Here is an 18,150-nt window from a genome sequence, read left to right on the forward strand (position 1 = left end):
CTGTTGGTACCAATAAGGCTAGTGATAGTGGAAGTGCTAAAAGACATTTGTTTAATTTCATAAAGAATCGCTCCCTTTTTCTTTTTTTTTGGTTATACAGTTATAACGCAAGCGCAAATCATTTAGATCACTTTATTTAAAAAAGAATTCAAATAAAAAACAAAAAAAATAACTGACCGCAAAAGCGGCCAGTTATATTCCTGCACTCATTACAATTTCACCTTCAGGCAATTCGTTTCCTGTCTCAGGTTCCAGCGTAATGGCAATTGTATCCCATTCGGACAAATTTTCTTCCAGCTGATAATAGCTTGCGCCTTCACCGTTTGGATTAGGTGAAAATGCACCTGCCGGTATCGGCTGGTCATCCTTGATCAACCATACTTGATAAACCTGTCCGGCATCCAGTTCAGCCAATTGATTGGCCTGCACGACGAGATTCAGCGAACCTTCTTCTTGTATCATCTCCGCAGTAGCGGTTCCTGCAAATGCTTCACTTGGCTGCAGTTCAATGGATTCGATCGCTGTTTCCGGTGCGTCGTCCTGATCTGACAGTTGCAGGAAAGCATAGGCATTGCCTAACAGTGATGCGAGAAGAACAGCTGCGATAAGTGGCCTCCAGATATTCGGCTTACTTTTCTTTCTGTGCAGCGGTATCGGGGACATCGCTGGATTTAATGCTGCGGGCGGGTTGTTCTGTTCCGGTTTTTCTTCAAACACATTGGACAGGATTCGAGCTTTCATATCTGCCGGCGGTTCCACTGGATCTGCAAGATAAGGGAGCTCGCCTGTAGCTTCTACTATTTCCTGGCATTCTGTGCATGTTTTCACATGTTCTTCAAATTGCTCGATTTCGTCTTCTGATAGCGTTCCGTTCAGATAATCCACTAAACGGTCACAATCCACGTTAGTCATCATAAGCCCCCCTTTCCTGCATCCCGTGCAGCGATGTTTTTAACTTTTTCAATGCCAGACGTATTCGGCTCTTGACAGTTCCCAGTGGGATATCACACATGTCTGCAATCGTTTCATGGGTATGTCCTTTAAAATAGAACAAGTCGATCATCTTCTGCTGTTCGGTCGAAAGACGCTGAACAGCCGTTTCAATCTGCTCCTGCTTTTCCTGCCATTCTACCTGTACGTCTACAGGCGTGTCATTGCTGGCCATTTGGGCAGCTTCTTCAATCGGCACGGTTGGTTTTTTGCGTTTTCGTATCAAATCGATGGCTGTATTCTGCGCCATCCTGAAAAGCCAGGAAGTAAATTTCCCCTTACTTTCATCGTATACCCCTTTGCCGCGCCAGATCTTGATGAATACTTCCTGCAGCGCCTCTTCCGCCAGTTCACGATCTTCCAGCATCTTGTATAGGAATGAAAAAAGGATTTTTTCGTAGCGGTCATATAATTGTTCCAATGCGGCTTTGTCCTGTTCACTGATCCGCAAGTATAAGCTTGTATCGGTACTTTTTTCCATCCCCTGTCTCCTTTATTACATATTTCGTATTTCTACCTTACTATACTTCCCGCTACAGGAAAATCTTTTCTTTTGTAGATTGTCTTAACATTAATTGGACTTGTTAGTTTGAAAACCGATGTTCCGCAAAACAACTGCCACAGGCGTCTTCGCTGTTTTTCTCCATGCCGGCGCAGCCACTGCCTGGTTTGAACGGTGTATGAAAAGATGATTCTTAAGTTCAACTCATATAGTAAGTCCTTTGCCAGCGTTATTCTGTCCAAAACGGCTAAAAACCCCTGGCGGCTATTTCTTTCATTTCCCTTACACACACTACGTAAAATCCAAGCAATTAGTTCACTTTTCCGGAAAAATCGGATTATACTTAAGAAGAGATAACAGAGTGACTGGAGGGATCCTTATGCTTTATAACATCACCGCTGCTACGGGAAATCTTGGCGTCAAAATTGTGGAAGAGGCTTTAAAATATATCGAACCCAATAATCTGGTGCTGACTGTGCGGAATCCCGATAAAGCTGCTCATTTCAAGCAAATGGGCATTGGGATAAAACAAGCAAATTACCGCTCTGAACAAGCACTCACTGCCGCTTTCAGCGGCTCAGACATCCTCATTTACATCCCTAGCCTGACTTTCCCGAGTGTTGCTCGGATCATGGAGTTTGAAAATGCCATTGTCGCAGCTGAAAAAACAGGCATCAAGCAGTTTATTTTTATCGGCTTCATGGCGGATCATGGCAATAATCCCTTTAAGATGAGCCCTTTTTTCGGTTATGTCCAGCGCCGGCTAGCTTCAGGAACCGTTCCATACACCTATATCCGGAACGGCATGTATTCCGATCCCTTGCCGCCTTATCTTCCAGAATTGGCCCGGTGGGGAAAAATTCTTTATCCTGTGGCGGATCAGAAGATTTCTTTCATCTCCAGAAAAGATCTGGCAAAAGCCATTGTGCAGATTGCCATTAAAGAAAGTCTGCACGGCAAGGAGTACACCTTAACCGGCCCTAAAGCCTGGTCGATGGCTGAACTTGCCGAATTGATGAGCCGAATCAGCGGTTCGTCCATCATCTACGACCCACTGACCACCGAACAGTTCGCAGAGCTCTACGATGAACCAAAAGGCTTTGGACCAGTGCTTGTCTCGTTGTATGAAGCTGCGGCTAAGGGGTTGATGGGAGAAGTCACGGAGGATTTCGAACGCATCACTGGAGAAAAAGCAGAAGATCTTTCTATTTATATGGAGCGTGAATATCGGGGTTTGTCTTAATCCCATAAAAAAACCGAAAAGCCCTATGGCCTTTCGGTTTTTCAACTTCACGATACAAAGCTACTCGATCTTAATCTGATGTCCTTCATCTTTTTGCTTTTCCTCTTTCGATTTAGGCACTTGCAGCATCAATACGCCGTCTTTGAAAGAACCGGATATGTGGTTCTGGTCTACTTCACCAACATAGAAGCTGCGTTTGAATGAGCCATATGAACGTTCTTTCCGGATATAATGGCCATCATTTTCTGTCACTTCTTTGTTTTCTTCTTTCTTGCCTTGAAGCTGAAGATAGCCGTCCTTGTACTCTACCGAAATGTCTTCTTTTGCGAATCCTGGAATATCCACTTCAACTTCATAATGATCATCGGCATCTTTGATGTCCACTTGAGGATAATTGGCTTCTTTGAAAAAGCGGTCAAAAACATTCATTTCAAAGTCGCTGTCAAAAAGGTTTGGGAAAAAATCCTCCTGTTTTCTTGGTAAAAGTCTCATTTTCAAAACTCTCCTCTCAGGCTACTTTTCAGTTGAAATTCACTTTAACTTTTTACCAGAAATTCACTGTAAGACAAGCTCGTACAATTGGCGCCCATCCCTCCTCCGTCTATCTGTCATCAATCGAGCGCACCAGCCCTCTTCCTATTAATAATTATAGAAAGTATTATTTTTTTGTCAACACATATATTCTGAATTAAGTGTTAATAAAGAAAACATTTTTAAAAAAACAAGCATCCTGCAATTATCTAGTGTTTAGGCTCTAAAAATCTTCCGGTATAGGAAAGCTTATTTGCGGCAATTTTTTGATGTCGTTCGACAAAAGGTTCATCAAGAATACACAGCGTTTTTGTTTTGGAATTCTTGTTCAATTCTTTAGGCAGCTTTAAGCGCTGCTTCACTGCCGGACAGGCTGGTCAGCATCTGCCCCATTTCAATCGGGTCCACGGGCTAGTCGAAGTAAGAAGACAGGTGTACTTTGCCTGGCTTTTTACAGGATCCGCGCCCAAAGTGGCAGCCACAGTGAATAGTTTAACAAGAAGTCCATGTTCAAAAAGGATTGCGGCATTCAATTGTTAAAAAGAGCCCGCCATAATGGGAAGTGACTTTCTGTATGTCCCAACCTGAATTTTTCAACAGACCAAGGGTATTCCGGTTTAAATGGCAGCCATCACAAAGTTTTTTCCAAATCGGCGTCAATGCCTCCTGGGTTTTCCCCATCATTTTTTGATCCATCTTGACGTGTTCAAACAAAAGAAGCTTGGCCCCCGGCTTGCTGACCCTTCGTATTTCCTGAAGGGCACGCTCTGGTTCCGGGATGGTACAAAAAACCAAGGTCGCGACTACACTGTCAAAACTGTTATCGGCAAACGGAAGCTGTTCCGCTTTTGCCTGATAAAGATGAATGGGAATTCGGGATTTTTTGATGCGCTTGACTCCCTGCTTGCCCATTGCCGGATTGGGTTCAATGGCATCAACCCGCTCGACATTTCGGTAGTAGCGAAAGTTCGCGCCTGTACCAAAACCGATTTCCAAAACCTTTCCTTGTGCTTTACGGACAAGATCAGCACGAATCTTCTCAAAACGCGTTTTTTCCAGCGGCTTCATTGCCACATCGTATATATGGGGTAACCATCCAGCCAATGTTCATCAGCTCCTGTTCTCTATTTTTCTGTTTGTTGTAGAATTCGACTCTGCTTTCCCAATGTCCTTTTTGGCAATAGAAAAACAGCTGCAGGGATCCGCTTGGAGCGATTTCTTCGGCCCTTCTCAAACACAAAATGACGGCAACCCCACTGGTGAGGCTGCCGTCGCATCGTTCTTTTAGTTTTTTGTATTATTAACGAATGGTCCGTACTCGCGGCGTTGATGCTGAACCGATAACCATTTTAAGGTAGTGAATTCTTCCAGCACCCATTCGCCGTTAAAGCGGCCAAGGCCGGAATCTTTTTCGCCGCCAAACGGCATATGTGCCTCGTCATTGACCGGCTGGTCGTTGACATGGATCATGCCCGTATGGATTTGATGCGCAATGTTCGTCCCATGCTCGATGTTCGCCGAATGGACCGCTCCGCTCAAACCGAACGGATAAAAGTTCGCCATTTCAACCACTTCCTCATCGCTGCTGAATGGAATCAAGATCGCTACGGGACCAAAGATTTCATTTTCAGCAAGCGGCATGCTGTTGCTAACACCTGTCAATACAGTGGGTTCCAACACATTGCCGTCTGCTTTTCCGCCAAGGCGAACTTTCGCCCCCTGTTCAACGGTTGCTTCGATGTCTTTCAGGATCCGGTCTACTTGATCGCGATTGATCAGCGGTCCAACCTGAGTATCCTGCTCTGCTGGGTTGCCAAACTTCAGCTTGCCGGCGCGGGCGATAAACTGCTCGGCGAACTCATCGTAAATGTCCTCGTGAACAAAAATACGATTGATAGACATGCAAATCTGGCCCTGATGATAGAACTTGCCGAACAATGCAGAATCGACTGCCTGATCGACATCGGCATCTTTCAACACGATAAAGTTGTTGTTGCCGCCAAGCTCTAATGCCGTTTTCTTCAAAGCGCCACCGGCAAGTTCCCCGATGCGTTTTCCGACAGGGGTAGAACCGGTAAAGGAAATCAGGCGCGGTGTTGGATGCGTGACGATGTCATCGCCAATTTCTGAGCCGCGTCCGACTACTACGTTTAACAGCCCTTTAGGCAATCCAGCCGCTTCAAAAATGCTGGCAAACAGCAATCCGCCGGTTACCGGGGTGTCCGTTGCCGGCTTGATGACCACGGCATTGCCAGTCGCAAGTGCCGGGGCGATGGAACGGATTGCCAAATGCAAGGGAAAGTTCCACGGGCTGATGATGCCGATAACGCCTAACGCATTGCGGTAGACACGATTTTCTTTGCCCGCTTGCTGCGAAGGAAGAATCTTGCCTTCCATGCGATATGGGAATGTTGCGGCCTCTTTCAGAATGTTGATCGACGCACCGAACTCGACTGTCGCTTTGATGACGGTACTCCCCGCTTCTTTGACGAGCCAGTCAATGATCAGTTCTTTATTTTCCTGCATGACTTCCAATGCTTTTTCAATGACTGCCCGCTTGTTCTGCGGCAGTTCTTTTGCCCATGCCACCTGTGCTTCGGCCGCAGCTTTATAAGCAGCGTCCAAATCGGTTTTATCGGCGGCTTGAGTTGTTGCCAACTCTTCTCCCGTGAACGGATTGGTATTTTTCATTTGGCTGTCACTTGAACCCTGGATCCACTCACCATTTATATAAATTTTTGAAAAATCGGTTTTCATTTCTATCGTCTCCATTCTTTTTTTGATTTATGCCTGTTGTCTAGGACGTATCAGAATCTCATTGACGTCCACATGGGCAGGTTGTTCCACAGCATAAGCGATTGCATTGGCAATGTCCTGTGCTTCGAGCGGCTTCATTGAACCTCTATTTTTAAGAGAAGCCAGCACATCTTCGTCTGTGATCGTGCTGGTCAGTTCTGTTTCAACGGCACCTGGTGAAACAATGGTCACACGGATTTCATGCGATGGATCGATTTCCTGTCGCAAGCCATCGGAAATAGCGCGGACAGCGTATTTGGTGCCGCTGTATACTGCACTTCCTTTAAATACCATATGGCCCGCCACTGATGACACATTCAAAACATGGCCGAACTTCTGTTTTTCCATGATCGGCAACACTGCAGCGATGCCATAAAGAACGCCCTTAATATTGACATCGATCATTTTGTCCCATTCATCTATTTTTAATTTGTTCATGAAGGATAAAGGCATCAACCCGGCATTATTGACCAGTACATCGATCTGCCCGAATTTTTCCAGCGCTTCCGCTGCCAATGCCTTCATTTCATCTGCCGATGTTACATCTGTCACTTTATACTCTGCCGTACCTCCAGCAGCTTCAATTTCTTTTTTTAACTCGACCAATCTGTCTTCGCGCCTTGCAGCAAGAAGAACTTGATACCCTTTAGAAGCCAATTCTTTTGCAGTTGCTTGGCCAATTCCGCTGCTGGCACCTGTTATGATTGCTGTTTTGCCTTTTGCCATATCAATTCATCTCCATTTTTACATTTTAGACATTTTCTTGAAAAACAGTCTAACATTATATGCATCTTAACTCTTTACCCCCTCAAGCTGTCCATTCAAACAACTCGGTTTAAAATCGGGAATCTCCGTCCACCTTTCTTGTGTTATAATTTTCACAAGATGGGGGTGTTTATATGCGGAAAATTTCACCAGAGGAACGGCGAATCATGCGCCGCTCCTATGCTGAGAAGATTATGGAGACTGTTCGCACAAAGGGGTTTATCACTTTGACGATTCAGGATTTAGCCCGTTTAATGGGAATCAGCAGGGCTTCCTTATATAATTTTTTCGCATCAAAAGAAGACATCATCCTGGAAGTAACGGAGATTTACATCGATTACCTGAAAAAAACCAACCAATTCATCAACAATCCCCGCTTTTCTTATGTCCAGCGCCTGCCAACCGTTTTTGAGCAATCCGCTTTTTCGGCAGTCTACACTTCGGAGATTTATTTAAATGAATTGAAATCTACCTGTCCTGATCTTTATAGCCGGAAGTTGGAACTGGCGAATGAGCGGATCGCCACGCTTCATTCTTTTTATAAAAATGGCATCATTGATGGCGATTTCAATCCACTTAACCCCTCACTGATTGTTGCTCAAGACGAAGCCGCTTTACGAAAAATCTTGAATTCTTCGTTTTTGGTTGATGAAGGACTAACATTGGAAGATAGCATGTACGGCTATTACGAAATCATGAAATACCGTACCTTTACAGCTGCTTCTATGAAGAAAGGACAAGATCCTTACATCAAAAATGTGGTAGAAGTCATCGTCAGCCAGTTGACGAAAATTTAGGGGGCCTTGCATCAAAAGGGTTGAGTCGATTCCAGAGTTCAAGCTAGAGGACCGAAAAGGGATTTGTCACAGAATTGCGACAAATCCCTTCAGGCTGTAGACAAAGTCTAATAAAAACAAGTAGCGGTGTATAACCCCAACAAGCCTAGTAATTCCTTCACTCAAGGATTTGGAGCGCAAGGCGGCGACTCCTGCGGTAGAACGGAGTGATGAGACCCCGCAGGAGCTTGCGACGAGGAGGCTCAGCGCTTCGTCCGCGGAAAGTGTCCGCCTGGAGCGGAGAATCCAGTATAAACGCGATAAAATGAGTATTCATTCTTTGAATATCATAAATATTCTTTTGTCTACAAGCTCAAGGGATTTGTCACAGAATTGTGACAAATCCCTTTTCTATTGACTGAAGCGAAGCAAAATAGTTTGGATTTTCGAAGCTCTGGGAATAGAATAAAACACATAAAGATGTTGTAAAACGTTGCTATAAAAAAAGAAGTTTTAAAATTCAGATAAATAGAATATAATAAAAGTCACCACCAAAAAAGGAGATGGTTAAAATGAATTTGGATTCTATTAAAGGCTCAAGTATGATTGTGAAGATGGCTCGCACTTTGATGGAAGACGGTTGGTTATTCACTCCCAATGAATTCGATGTCATCGTCAAAGCGGAACACAAAGATACTGGGGAAGCCATCTCTTTTAACTCGATTGGTAACCTCAAGAGATGGATGTATGAAAAAGCGCTAAGCTATTGAACAGCTTGAATTTCAAGTAAAATAAACCTCGCGGGCCATGCTGGCCTGTGAGGTTTTTTAATGGTCTTCTTATAAGCCTGCTGCTTTTTTGCACAACTCTGCATTAATTCCCTGCAACTGCAGTTTTTTGACGATTTCCCTAGCTGTTTCCACTTTTGGATTTGCATAAAATAAGGTTCCGCTCATTTCTTCAACCTCCAAAGATTTTAGATAGCCTCAGTATACAGAGCAAATATGAACAAACTATTACCAAATGAAAACTTTCTAAAAAATCGCCAATTAATTGCGAAACTAGCCAACTTCGTATGACAGGGCTCCGGCAACTCTCCGTCTATTATCATTAAAGTCGAAACGACAGCTTGCCTTCAACTCACCTCGCTGAACAACTCCATGATTTCATCTTCTGAAGTAGCATTTAAAATCTTAGCGATATTTTCTTCTTCAGAACAGACAATCGCAATATTGGAAAGGATATCCAGATGTTCATTGTTTTTACCTGCAATGCCGATCAGGATCTTGGCGATATTGCCGCTGCCAAAATCGACTCCTTCAGGAACAGTGACAACTGATATACCGGTTTCCAGAACGTTGGCTTTGGCGTCTTCAGTGCCATGCGGAATGGCCAGGCTGTTGCCCATAAATGTGGAAGCCATCCCTTCCCGCTCCAGCATTTTGTCGATGTAGCCATCGTCCACATATCCATTATCCACCAGGATTCCCCCAGTATAGCGAATGCCTTCTTCCATTGTAGACAGCGGAACGTTCAGTTTGATGTTCTCCTTTTTCAATACTGCTTTTGCCATGTCCATCACTCCCATTTGGATTTTCGAACTTCCATTTGCGTGCTTATTTTTTCAAGCGCTGTACCAGCTTGTCGTATTCCGGGCTGTTCATGAAGTTTTCCACTGAAATATGCTCAGCCTGCGGCAATTTCTCTTTGGCGCGCGGCGTCAAATCTTTGTGGGTAACAACGACATCCGCATCTTCTGGCAATTGGCTGATCGAGGTGTTCGTAACCGGGATATCGATATTTTCTTTTTTGAATTTATTTTTCAATAAGGAAGCTCCCATTGCACTGGACCCCATTCCGGCGTCACAGGCGAGTACCACACGGTGCACCTGGTCCGCCGCCTTTTTTGCTGGATCCGAAGTTACCACTGCACCTTCCTGCAGCACCTCATTATCAGAAGTTGCCGAAGGGCCTTGCGCTGCCTGAGGAGCCAGATAGCCAGCGGCTGCACTTTTTTTGCCTTTCATTTCTTCCATTTTACCTGTTGCAACTGTTAAATCTTCTTCTATGTCTTTGGTGGTTTTCAGAATGACCGAAGCAATGGTAAAAGAAACCGCCGCCGCGATGACCACGCCCAACACTACCCCCAAATAGTTGCCTTGAGGCGTTAAGGCGAGCACGGCAAAGATGCTGCCCGGTGACGGCGTTGCAACCAGTCCGGCATCAAATAAGACGAATGTGAAGATTCCGCTCATACCACCCCCGATAACTGCCAGCAGCAATAAGGGCTTCATCAATACATAAGGGAAGTAAATTTCGTGGATACCACCGAGAAACTGGATGATGGCCGCTCCCGGTGCCGAGCTCTTGGAAATACCTTTCCCAAAAAAAGTGAAAGCCAGCAGAATGCCGAGCCCCGGCCCAGGATTTGTTTCCAATAAAAACAGGATGGATTTCCCATCAGTCGCCGCCTGTTCAACACCAAGCGGACTCAGCAGCCCGTGATTGATGGCGTTGTTCAGGAACAGGATTTTTGCCGGCTCGATGATGATACTGGCCAGCGGCAAAAGCCCATTATTGACGATGGCCTCGACGCCTGCGGCCAGGCTATTGGTCAACGAATTGACAATGGGGCCGACCCCCAATACCGCAATACCAGCGAGGATGGCGCCTAGAATACCCGCTGAGAAATTATTATAGAGCATCTCAAATCCAGCACGAATTTTGTCCAGAAAAAGCTGATCGACTTTTTTCATTAGATAGCCTGCCAGCGGTCCCATGATCATAGCGCCTAGAAACATCGGAATATCAGCACCGACAATGACCCCCATCGTTGCTGTTGCACCAAGTACACCACCCCTGAAATCATAGACAAGACGTCCCCCAGTGAAACCGATCAGTAATGGAAGGAGATACGTAATCATCGGACCGACCAATGCCGCCAATGGTTCATATGGCAACCAGCCATCAGGAATAAATAATGCGGTTATTAGCCCCCATGCGATAAATGCACCGATATTCGGCATGATCATGCCACTTAAATGACTTCCAAAACGTTGGATCCGTGCGCGGTTTTTGCCTTCAGCCATTTGAATCCCTCTCTTCTGAATTAGTTATGCCAGTACGACAGTAAAAATGCAGAAATTTTTAAAAAATGGCACCGATTGGACATGAGATCTTTTTTGAGCGAAATACTCAGCCATCACATCGCATACACCTCTTTCTATATAGAAGAAAAGCAAGCAGCAAGTTATTTGACTTTACTTAAATGGTAGCATATTCCTGATAAAAGATGTTAGTTTTTTCTGAATAATCAATTATATTATAAAGGTACAGAAACCTCTCATTCATTGGGTTTAGACTTAAAAGTGGACACGACCAAACGGTTTTGGACATACTAAAACCATCAATCAAAAGGGCGTGTAAAATATGGGCAAACACAAAGATGCGGAGTATAAGGAATATATCGCCAAACTCCATATTGAGGAAGGACGCAAAGCCACGGATCTGGCTTATGAAATCGGTGTGAGTGCCACAACGGTGCGGCACTGGGCAAGAGAGTACCGGGAAAAGCAGGACCGTTTAGCGAATCCAACGGGTGAGCCGATGGTCACCTTCTCCGAGATGGAGAAGAAGCTGCGAGAGGCGGAAAATCGACTGAAAGAGCGGGACGATGAAGTAGAAATCTTAAAAAAGGCCATGCATGTCTTCATGAAAAGCCGCACGTAATATTTTTGTTCATCCAGGAGCATCGGAACGAATACGACGTGTTGATGATGTGTAATTTACTTGGCGTATCCAGAGGCGGCTATTATAAATGGCGGACTCAGCTGGTCGCAGCTAATCGGACAGAACGGCAGCTTCTGCGTGAAGAGATTCTCCAAAAAATTGCTCAATCGTATCATGAGAGCTATGGCACCTATGGTAGCCCGCGCATTCTTGAGGATCTCAAAGCGCAGGGTTATTCCATATGTGAACGAACTGTGGGTCGTTACATGAAAGAGCTGGAACTTTGCGCATTGCCGGTAAAACAGTTCGTGACAACGACCGATTCCAACCACAACCAATTTGTCTACCCGAATCTTCTCGAGCGCAAGTTCAATGTCGACAAGCCCAATACGGTCTGGGTTACCGATATCACCTACATCTGGACGCTGGAAGGCTGGTTGTACCTAGCGAGTGTGATGGATCTGTTCTCCCGCAAGATTGTTGGCTGGAGCCTGGATGCCACGATGAAGACGGAACTGCCACTGGGGGCGTTGCAGGATGCGCTGCTCTTGCGGAATCCGTCTGGTGAGCCGATCCACCACTCCGATCGTGGATCCCAGTACTGTTCCGAGGAATACATCAAGTGCTTGAATAAAGCCGAATTCAAAATCAGCATGAGCCGCAAGGGAGATCCATATGACAACGCCTGCATCGAATCGTTTCACGCCACCATTAAGAAAGAGCTGATCTACCGCCACCGGTTCCGAACACGGGAAGACGCCCGAAAGGCCATCGCCCATTACATCGATGACTTCTATAATTTACGGAGACGCCACTCTACACTTGGTTACTTGTCACCCGAAAATTACGAAAAAATGTATGCATCTCTGACATCAGAACGATTGGTTTCGTAACAGTTTGACGGCCATGAGAAGCGGTTCGCTTTTGAACCGCTTCTCATGGCCGTCCGATCAAGCGGAGCGAGATAGGGTTCTTGAAGAAAAAGAACAGTATTTCCGTGTCCACTTTCTTGACAGAAGACCATCATTCCATAAAATAACGGCAGCCAAGACAAATTTTCTGTCTTGGCTGCCGTTATTTTATCTGTCGACTTCTTCTTTACAAATGGCATTCAAGTGATGAACGATCATTTTCCGCTGATGCTCTTGGGTGCACCGCTCCGGTCTGACCATCGCGTCCAAGACCATACCGTCCAGCAAACAGATCAGCCGGTCTGTTTCTAACGGAACATCCAGTCCTTTTTTCAGCAAATTCAATAAAATGAAATTCGACATGATGTTCTTAATGGCCTGCAGGGCCACATCCTGCTCTTCCTGATAGTCCTTCCTGCTATGGCGTCCGTGCAGCTTAAAGATCAGCCTCACTTTGGCTTCTGTTGCCGATTCGCCTTTGGCCGGCAGAAATGCCATCAGCACGCCAATGATTTTTTCCAGCGGAGTCTGTTCTTCCTGGAAAATCTCAATCGTTTTTTCTGTCAACCGTTCAAAAAGCAATGCTTCTGCATAAAGCATCAGCTCTTCTTGTGAGGAAAAATAATACCGCAATGCCCCTAATGACAAGCCGGCCTCCTTTGCAATACTTCTCGCGGACACACCTTCCATTCCTTTATAAAGCATGATTTTCCATGTAGCTTGTGCAATCGACTGTTTACGCTCGTGAAGGTCAATTAGTTTTGGCACAGCTTAATACTATCAGAATAATAATAATTTTCAATCTATTTAGCACGACTGTATTGTAATTAGTTAGGATCTCCGCTTTTTTCAGTACAGTTGTACTGAAAAAATATTAACAACTTTCAGATATTGTGGATAACCACTTTTGGCTGTGTGCAACTGTGTACAGGGTGCTGTGGATGCATCATCAAGCTGGCATTTTTGTATTGGCCCTCAGCATTCTCTTCTATCAGATTCAAGTAATTGTAAGTGTGCGGATACCTTTCAAGCACTGTCATACCGATCCACAAGACAGCCCCGATGAGGGAAAGAAGGAACAGGAGCATCGCAAAAAAGCTCAGTGCAGAGACAGCATGCAGAAATGTCTCAAAGACTGAAACCAGGATCTCTATTCTCGTTTTTTCCTTCACGAAAGTCCCCTCCCCTCTTCACCTCTTTTTTTCAAAAAAGTTCTAACACCAGTAACAGCATAGCTTTGAGCTGCCAGTAAATAAAGTAAAGCAGATTATTACCAAAAATTAAACTCTTTTAAAAAACGAAATTCAGCTCTTTTTTTCGACAGATTTCCGATAAAATTTAACTTTTTCGAGGTTCCCTTGCGTCTGCTCATCGATCACTTGTAAGCAGTTTTTCATGACTATCTATAAATCAGCTTTCCAATTGCTCTTGATTTTTTTCTGTTCTATTGCTGATAATCCGGAACTGTTTTTTGGACAATGGCGTAAAATTTTTCTTCATCGGCTTCTCCCTTTTCCAAATCTGAAAACAAGCGCCACACTGCAAAACCATGTTCCCTTTCTCTCTTTGATAAATCGGCAGAACCCATTTTTTCGGGCACATTAATCAAGCGCCTTAAAAACCGGTCGATACTTTTTTTGTCCTATGTATTCTCGGTTTGTATTGAGCAGGCTTCTACGGCCTCTGCTTTCCATCTCAGAGTAATACTAAAAAACCTAGCTATGCTTGGCGTGAAACTGGATTTCCAACTGAGTCCATGTCTTCACACAAGGCGTTTATAATTGCAGGCCATATACCATCCTGGGACTGCAATTTATTTTCGTTCTCCTTGAGCTTCATCAGAGTCGTCCTCTCATTTCCAAACATATCCTTCTTATCTATATTTTTTACATTTTTTGTACTTATATCCTCTAATTTCTGCTGATATGCATTATAATAGTGTAAAGCCAAATTTTTTTCAAACAGCTTGAAGGAGGCATCTGCCATGTTCAAAAAGTTTTTCAGCAAACTGTCAAAACCCCAGAATCCTACTGATGCAAAAGCCTCGTTCAAACAAATAGATCCAGAAAAAATCTACCTCTTTGAAACCAATCAGCAGGAGCTCGACCGGATCATCCAACTTCCCTCCCTGACCGGAAAAGCACCGGGGTATGTTTATTTTGTACAGGAATACATGACCGGTTCATTTAAAATCGGCAAAACAAAGCACATAGACCGACGGATGAATGTCTTTAACGTCAAACTTCCTTTTGAGAACAAGCTGGTTTTCCTTATCAAAACAGCTGACCATCATCAAACGGAAATCGCTTTTCACCAGCACTTTTCGGATAAACGCCTCGAAGGGGAATGGTTCAATCTGACAAGAGAGGATCTGGCTTGGATAAAGAGAGGATTTTACACAGAAGACATCCACAAAACCATCAAGTCCCCTTCGCAAGTGACAAAACAGCTTGTTGCCAATAAAGCGAAGACTGAAGAAAAGTCCCTGACAGTAAAACAGATTGAATTTGCAAAAACCTTGGTACTGAAGTTGGAGCAGAACTATGAGCTCAATTCTGAATATGCAGATTGGACCCAAAAAGACCTGAATCGTTTGAGTGGATATTTCCGTTTCAAAAATATGGGTGCTTTGACTAACCTGATCGAGAGCGGCATCCTGAAAACAAAATAAGCACTTATTTGCCGGTAAGCGCAATTCTTTACGCCCGCTTAAAAGCAGCTCAACAATCTTTTGAGATACTGATTATAGAAACGCTTGAAAGGGGCAAAACAGCTGATGAAAATTGCGGTGATCGGTGATTTGCATTATCCGGCATTGAAAAAAGCTTATTCCTTTATTGAAAAGGACCGTCAAACGTTTTATGAGAATTTTCTGGAGAGATTTTTTTCCATTCCAGCAGACCTTTATGTATCGATCGGTGATTTGACTAACTTTGGGACTCAGGATGAACTGGCAGATGTCTACTCCATTATCGAAAAGCACGGAAAACCATTCAAACATGTTCTTGGCAACCATGATGTATACGGGATGACACGAAAAGAAGTACTTGCCATCACGCGGCAGCACCGCTTCCATCAAGTTTCAACAGATTCAGTTGTCTTGGCATTTTTGGATACCGCACAAGAACAAAATTATGCCCATTGGGGCGGAACTTTGGATTCACCGCAGCAGGACTGGCTGTCAGTTGTCGTAAAAGAAACCGAAAACCGGCCACTCATCGTTTTTGGGCATCATCCGATCCATGGCACCACAAAAAATTCAACCAAAGACAAACGTTGCATCCATCCGGATATTCCGGTTTGGGAGATTCTGTCCCGAAAAACCGGTGTCGGCCTATATGTCAATGGCCATAACCACTTCAACTCTATTGCGGCTCGTGAAAACTGGACATTTCTGCAGCTTGCAGCGGTTCTGGATGAACAGGCTGTCCGCTTGATCGAAGTTTCTGAATCGCTGCTGTCGATCGACTATGTTTCTTTCACCGACCTGCTGCTGCACAAACATGCACAAGTAATCGGAGAAGCTATTGACCATTTCCGGCTCAATCCCTATCCGTTAGGGACTGCCGCCGATGTGAAGTATGCCATTCCTTTACCAAAAACCGATGCCCTCACTTCTGTTCAAAAATAAAAAAATCTTTTTCACCTTAACAAGCCGCAATTTCCCACTGGAATTGCGGCTTGTTTTTCTTCACTTCGATGTTCAGTATGGTTCACGGATTATTTGTCGAACAGCACCAGATAAACCTGCATGCTATGCTCTTGCAGAAACTTTTCTATCTCTGAAACAGCCACCTGCAGCGCCTGTTCTTTCGGGTACCCGTAAATCCCTGCAGAAATCAGTGGAAAGGCTATCGATGCGCATTTGAGAGAGGCGGCCAACTCCAGTGAATTGCGGTAGCAGGCGCGCAATATTTTTTCCTCATCATGGACCCCGCCTCGCCAAACCGGTCCCACCGTATGGATGATGTATTGTGAAGGCAAACGAAAGCTATCGGTAAAAACCGCTTCCCCAGTGGGACACCCCCCGATTTCGTCACAGGCCCTTTGCAGATCTTCTGCACCGGCCGCGCGGAAAATCGCTCCACTGACCCCGCCGCCCATCTGCAGCCCGGAATTTGCGGCGTTGACAATCGCATCCGCCTCTATTTTCGTAATATCATTGTGAATGATTTCCAATGGCATGCTGCACAACCTCCTTTAGTAATAAAACACCTATATAAGTTGAGCTAAAGAAACTAGCTTTTCCCCAATGCTTCGGCCGCTCGTAGACGCGCTGGCGCTAAGAAATTTAGTGAATTCAAAGCAAGCCTATGTTTTTCCACTGTAATCATAAAAGAGTTGGAGCAAATCACCCGAGACTCCCGAGGGAGCAGCGCAGCGCCGAAGCGATGCAACCATATAGAAAGAAATCCATCCGTTTTCCTTAACTTTAAACTTTGCACAAAAAGATGTAAAGCATCTTCTCGGCCTTTCCACGCTCATCCAATAATCCATTGTCTCATAGGCTGTGCTCTAGAGTAAACTGCCTGTTTTCGTTATACTGGAGCATAGGTATCAATGAATGCGGATTTGTAAAAAAACACCGCTAAAGGAGTTGCTCCATGCACGAAATGCCACATAAGAACCCATTTAAAAAAACATTTTTCGACTTGAAGGATCTGGTCGACAGCATCCATGAAAATTTCCTATGCCCAGTAACGATTGAAGACACTAATCACCGGCTGCATGCTTACAGCTCCCATGAAGATGACACTGATTCGGCACGCATCGGCACTATCATCTCCCAGCGTGTACCTGAGAAAGTCATCAATCGCCTATGGAAAGTGGGCGTCATCCCGAAATTGATGAAATCGGATTCTGCCTTGCGCATTCCCCATATTGAAGATATTGGACTTCGCGACCGCGTGGCGATCGCCATCCGAAAAAACAATGAAATCCTTGGCTATATCTGGGTTGTTGAAGGCCAAAAGAAACTGGATGACGTTCAACTGGAGCTGCTGAAGGATGCCGCACTCGCCGCTACGCCTTTGATGGCAAAGCTCCAAAAGAACCGCAAGCGGAAAGAGGAAAACTACCAGGATTTCCTCTGGCAGCTGCTGACCGGCCAATACAAAACGCTGGAAGAAATCCAGGGGAAATTTCACGATTTGAATTTGAAGATGCCGGACCGCTTCACCGTACTCGCTTTCCGCTTTGAGCAAGACATTACACGAAAAGTGGAAGAACAGATTTCCTATTTGATTACGACCAGCCAAAAAATCACCAATCATTTTCTGGTGGTCATGGACGAGGAATTGATCCTGATCGCCTCCCCTCATAATTCACAGCCCGACGACAAAGCTTTTGACGACTTTATTTCATTTTTCATATCTGAAATGGCCAATCGTTTTTCCATCCAAGGTGTCAAGGGAAGTGCCGGAACGAATTACAGCGTTTTTGACAAGGCAGAGACGAGCTATCAGGAGGCACTGAAAGTATTGAAGATGAAAGAGTATTTTCCAGAGGAGCTGGAAGGTGTATATCATTTCCGGCAGCTTGGCGCTTACAGGTATTTGGATCTTATTCAAAAAGAACAGCGGGTCAGACGCTACGAGCATCCGGCCATCGCCAAACTTGAAGATTACGACAGCCTCCATAAATCCAATCTGCTAAAGACGCTTGAAGTCTTTATCCAGCAGGACAGCAATATGAACAACGCAGCCAAAAAGCTTTTTGTCCATACCAATACACTCCATTACCGGATCAAGCGCATATCGGAAATCGGTGGTATTTCCTTAAGCAATGTCCATGAAAAGATCGGGATTTTCCTTGATTTGAAAGCGCGAAAAATAGATGAAAAATAAGCTTTTGTGAAATTTCACAAAAGAAATCACTTTCTTTCTTCCTTTCATACAATGAATAACG

Annotated in this window: 21 protein-coding genes; 8 read left to right on the top strand and 13 right to left on the bottom strand. The window is 44.7% G+C overall.

The genetic code is table 11. From position 1 onward, the window contains the following. Positions 1-192: 192 nt before the first annotated feature. Positions 193-912 carry an anti-sigma factor gene (locus J7I83_RS16675; protein ID WP_215102580.1) on the bottom strand — a complete coding sequence of 240 codons (720 nt, stop codon included), beginning with the start codon at positions 910-912 and terminating at the stop codon, positions 193-195. Further along, on the bottom strand, positions 905-1,471 hold the full coding sequence (locus J7I83_RS16680) for an RNA polymerase sigma factor (RefSeq protein WP_215102582.1): 567 nt from the start codon (positions 1,469-1,471) through the stop codon (positions 905-907). Before J7I83_RS16680 ends, J7I83_RS16675 begins: the two co-directional genes overlap by 8 nt. 400 nt (positions 1,472-1,871) lie before the next feature. Here J7I83_RS16680 and J7I83_RS16685 point away from each other — a divergent pair, with 400 nt between their 5' ends. Beyond that, complete coding sequence (locus J7I83_RS16685; RefSeq protein ID WP_215102584.1) at positions 1,872-2,735, top strand: NmrA family NAD(P)-binding protein; 864 nt, start codon at positions 1,872-1,874, stop codon at positions 2,733-2,735. Between the two features lie 60 nt (positions 2,736-2,795). Here J7I83_RS16685 and J7I83_RS16690 read toward each other — a convergent pair whose 3' ends face one another. The 4 genes from J7I83_RS16690 to J7I83_RS16705 all read right to left on the bottom strand — a co-directional run bounded on the left by J7I83_RS16690 (position 2,796) and on the right by J7I83_RS16705 (position 6,788). Then, on the bottom strand, positions 2,796-3,227 hold the full coding sequence (locus J7I83_RS16690) for an Hsp20/alpha crystallin family protein (protein ID WP_215102586.1): 432 nt from the start codon (positions 3,225-3,227) through the stop codon (positions 2,796-2,798). 549 nt (positions 3,228-3,776) lie between these two features. Then, entirely contained in the window at positions 3,777-4,370 is a 594-nt protein-coding gene (locus J7I83_RS16695; protein WP_215102588.1) for a class I SAM-dependent methyltransferase, read from the bottom strand. A gap of 180 nt (positions 4,371-4,550) precedes the next feature. Beyond that, positions 4,551-6,023, bottom strand: a complete 1,473-nt coding sequence (locus tag J7I83_RS16700) for an aldehyde dehydrogenase family protein (RefSeq protein ID WP_215102590.1) — start codon at positions 6,021-6,023, stop codon at positions 4,551-4,553. 27 nt (positions 6,024-6,050) lie between these two features. Continuing rightward, positions 6,051-6,788: an SDR family oxidoreductase gene (locus tag J7I83_RS16705; RefSeq protein ID WP_215102592.1), complete on the bottom strand. Its 738-nt coding sequence runs from the start codon at positions 6,786-6,788 to the stop codon at positions 6,051-6,053. Between the two features lie 173 nt (positions 6,789-6,961). Between J7I83_RS16705 and J7I83_RS16710 the strand changes: the two genes are divergently transcribed. Further along, positions 6,962-7,624 carry a TetR/AcrR family transcriptional regulator gene (locus J7I83_RS16710; RefSeq protein WP_215102594.1) on the top strand — a complete coding sequence of 221 codons (663 nt, stop codon included), beginning with the start codon at positions 6,962-6,964 and terminating at the stop codon, positions 7,622-7,624. Positions 7,625-8,175: 551 nt separating this feature from the next. Continuing rightward, positions 8,176-8,373, top strand: coding sequence for a hypothetical protein (locus J7I83_RS16715; RefSeq protein WP_215102650.1), 198 nt, complete (start codon positions 8,176-8,178; stop codon positions 8,371-8,373). Between the two features lie 365 nt (positions 8,374-8,738). On the opposite strand, the gene J7I83_RS16720 is transcribed toward J7I83_RS16715, so the two are convergent. Continuing rightward, the gene (locus tag J7I83_RS16720; RefSeq protein ID WP_215102596.1) at positions 8,739-9,176 is read right to left on the bottom strand and encodes a PTS mannitol transporter subunit IIA; all 438 of its coding nucleotides are present in this window, start codon (positions 9,174-9,176) and stop codon (positions 8,739-8,741) included. A 43-nt stretch (positions 9,177-9,219) separates the two neighbouring features. Then, complete coding sequence (locus J7I83_RS16725; protein ID WP_215102598.1) at positions 9,220-10,692, bottom strand: PTS mannitol transporter subunit IIBC; 1,473 nt, start codon at positions 10,690-10,692, stop codon at positions 9,220-9,222. Positions 10,693-11,032: 340 nt separating this feature from the next. On the opposite strand from J7I83_RS16725, the gene J7I83_RS16730 reads away from it, so the two are divergent. Together J7I83_RS16730 and J7I83_RS16735 are read left to right on the top strand one after the other, a co-directional pair. Beyond that, positions 11,033-11,332 (top strand): transposase, encoded by a 300-nt coding sequence (locus J7I83_RS16730; protein ID WP_215102600.1) that lies wholly within the window; start codon positions 11,033-11,035, stop codon positions 11,330-11,332. Positions 11,333-11,337: 5 nt separating this feature from the next. Beyond that, positions 11,338-12,225 (top strand): IS3 family transposase, encoded by an 888-nt coding sequence (locus J7I83_RS16735; protein WP_251047703.1) that lies wholly within the window; start codon positions 11,338-11,340, stop codon positions 12,223-12,225. A 186-nt stretch (positions 12,226-12,411) separates the two neighbouring features. On the opposite strand, the gene J7I83_RS16740 is transcribed toward J7I83_RS16735, so the two are convergent. The 4 genes from J7I83_RS16740 to J7I83_RS16755 all read right to left on the bottom strand — a co-directional run bounded on the left by J7I83_RS16740 (position 12,412) and on the right by J7I83_RS16755 (position 14,235). Then, on the bottom strand, positions 12,412-13,011 hold the full coding sequence (locus J7I83_RS16740) for a TetR/AcrR family transcriptional regulator (protein WP_215102602.1): 600 nt from the start codon (positions 13,009-13,011) through the stop codon (positions 12,412-12,414). A gap of 116 nt (positions 13,012-13,127) precedes the next feature. Continuing rightward, positions 13,128-13,415 carry a VanW family protein gene (locus tag J7I83_RS16745; RefSeq protein ID WP_215102604.1) on the bottom strand — a complete coding sequence of 96 codons (288 nt, stop codon included), beginning with the start codon at positions 13,413-13,415 and terminating at the stop codon, positions 13,128-13,130. A gap of 272 nt (positions 13,416-13,687) precedes the next feature. Beyond that, the gene (locus J7I83_RS16750) at positions 13,688-13,831 is read right to left on the bottom strand and encodes a hypothetical protein (RefSeq protein WP_215102606.1); all 144 of its coding nucleotides are present in this window, start codon (positions 13,829-13,831) and stop codon (positions 13,688-13,690) included. Between the two features lie 131 nt (positions 13,832-13,962). Beyond that, positions 13,963-14,235, bottom strand: a complete 273-nt coding sequence (locus J7I83_RS16755) for a hypothetical protein (protein ID WP_215102608.1) — start codon at positions 14,233-14,235, stop codon at positions 13,963-13,965. On the opposite strand from J7I83_RS16755, the gene J7I83_RS16760 reads away from it, so the two are divergent. After that, positions 14,228-14,914, top strand: a complete 687-nt coding sequence (locus J7I83_RS16760) for a GIY-YIG nuclease family protein (RefSeq protein WP_215102610.1) — start codon at positions 14,228-14,230, stop codon at positions 14,912-14,914. The two genes, J7I83_RS16755 and J7I83_RS16760, sit on opposite strands and share 8 nt — an antisense overlap. A gap of 105 nt (positions 14,915-15,019) precedes the next feature. Beyond that, positions 15,020-15,874 carry a metallophosphoesterase family protein gene (locus J7I83_RS16765; protein WP_215102612.1) on the top strand — a complete coding sequence of 285 codons (855 nt, stop codon included), beginning with the start codon at positions 15,020-15,022 and terminating at the stop codon, positions 15,872-15,874. 89 nt (positions 15,875-15,963) lie between these two features. Here J7I83_RS16765 and J7I83_RS16770 read toward each other — a convergent pair whose 3' ends face one another. Next, a complete protein-coding gene (locus J7I83_RS16770) occupies positions 15,964-16,428 on the bottom strand; it encodes a macro domain-containing protein (protein WP_215102614.1) in 465 nt (154 codons plus the stop codon). Positions 16,429-16,847: 419 nt separating this feature from the next. Between J7I83_RS16770 and J7I83_RS16775 the strand changes: the two genes are divergently transcribed. Then, a complete protein-coding gene (locus tag J7I83_RS16775) occupies positions 16,848-18,089 on the top strand; it encodes a PucR family transcriptional regulator (protein WP_215102616.1) in 1,242 nt (413 codons plus the stop codon). Positions 18,090-18,150 lie beyond the last annotated feature (61 nt).

Source organism: Planococcus sp. ISL-110 (assembly GCF_018613575.1).
Taxonomy (GTDB): Bacteria; Bacillota; Bacilli; order Bacillales_A; family Planococcaceae; genus Planococcus.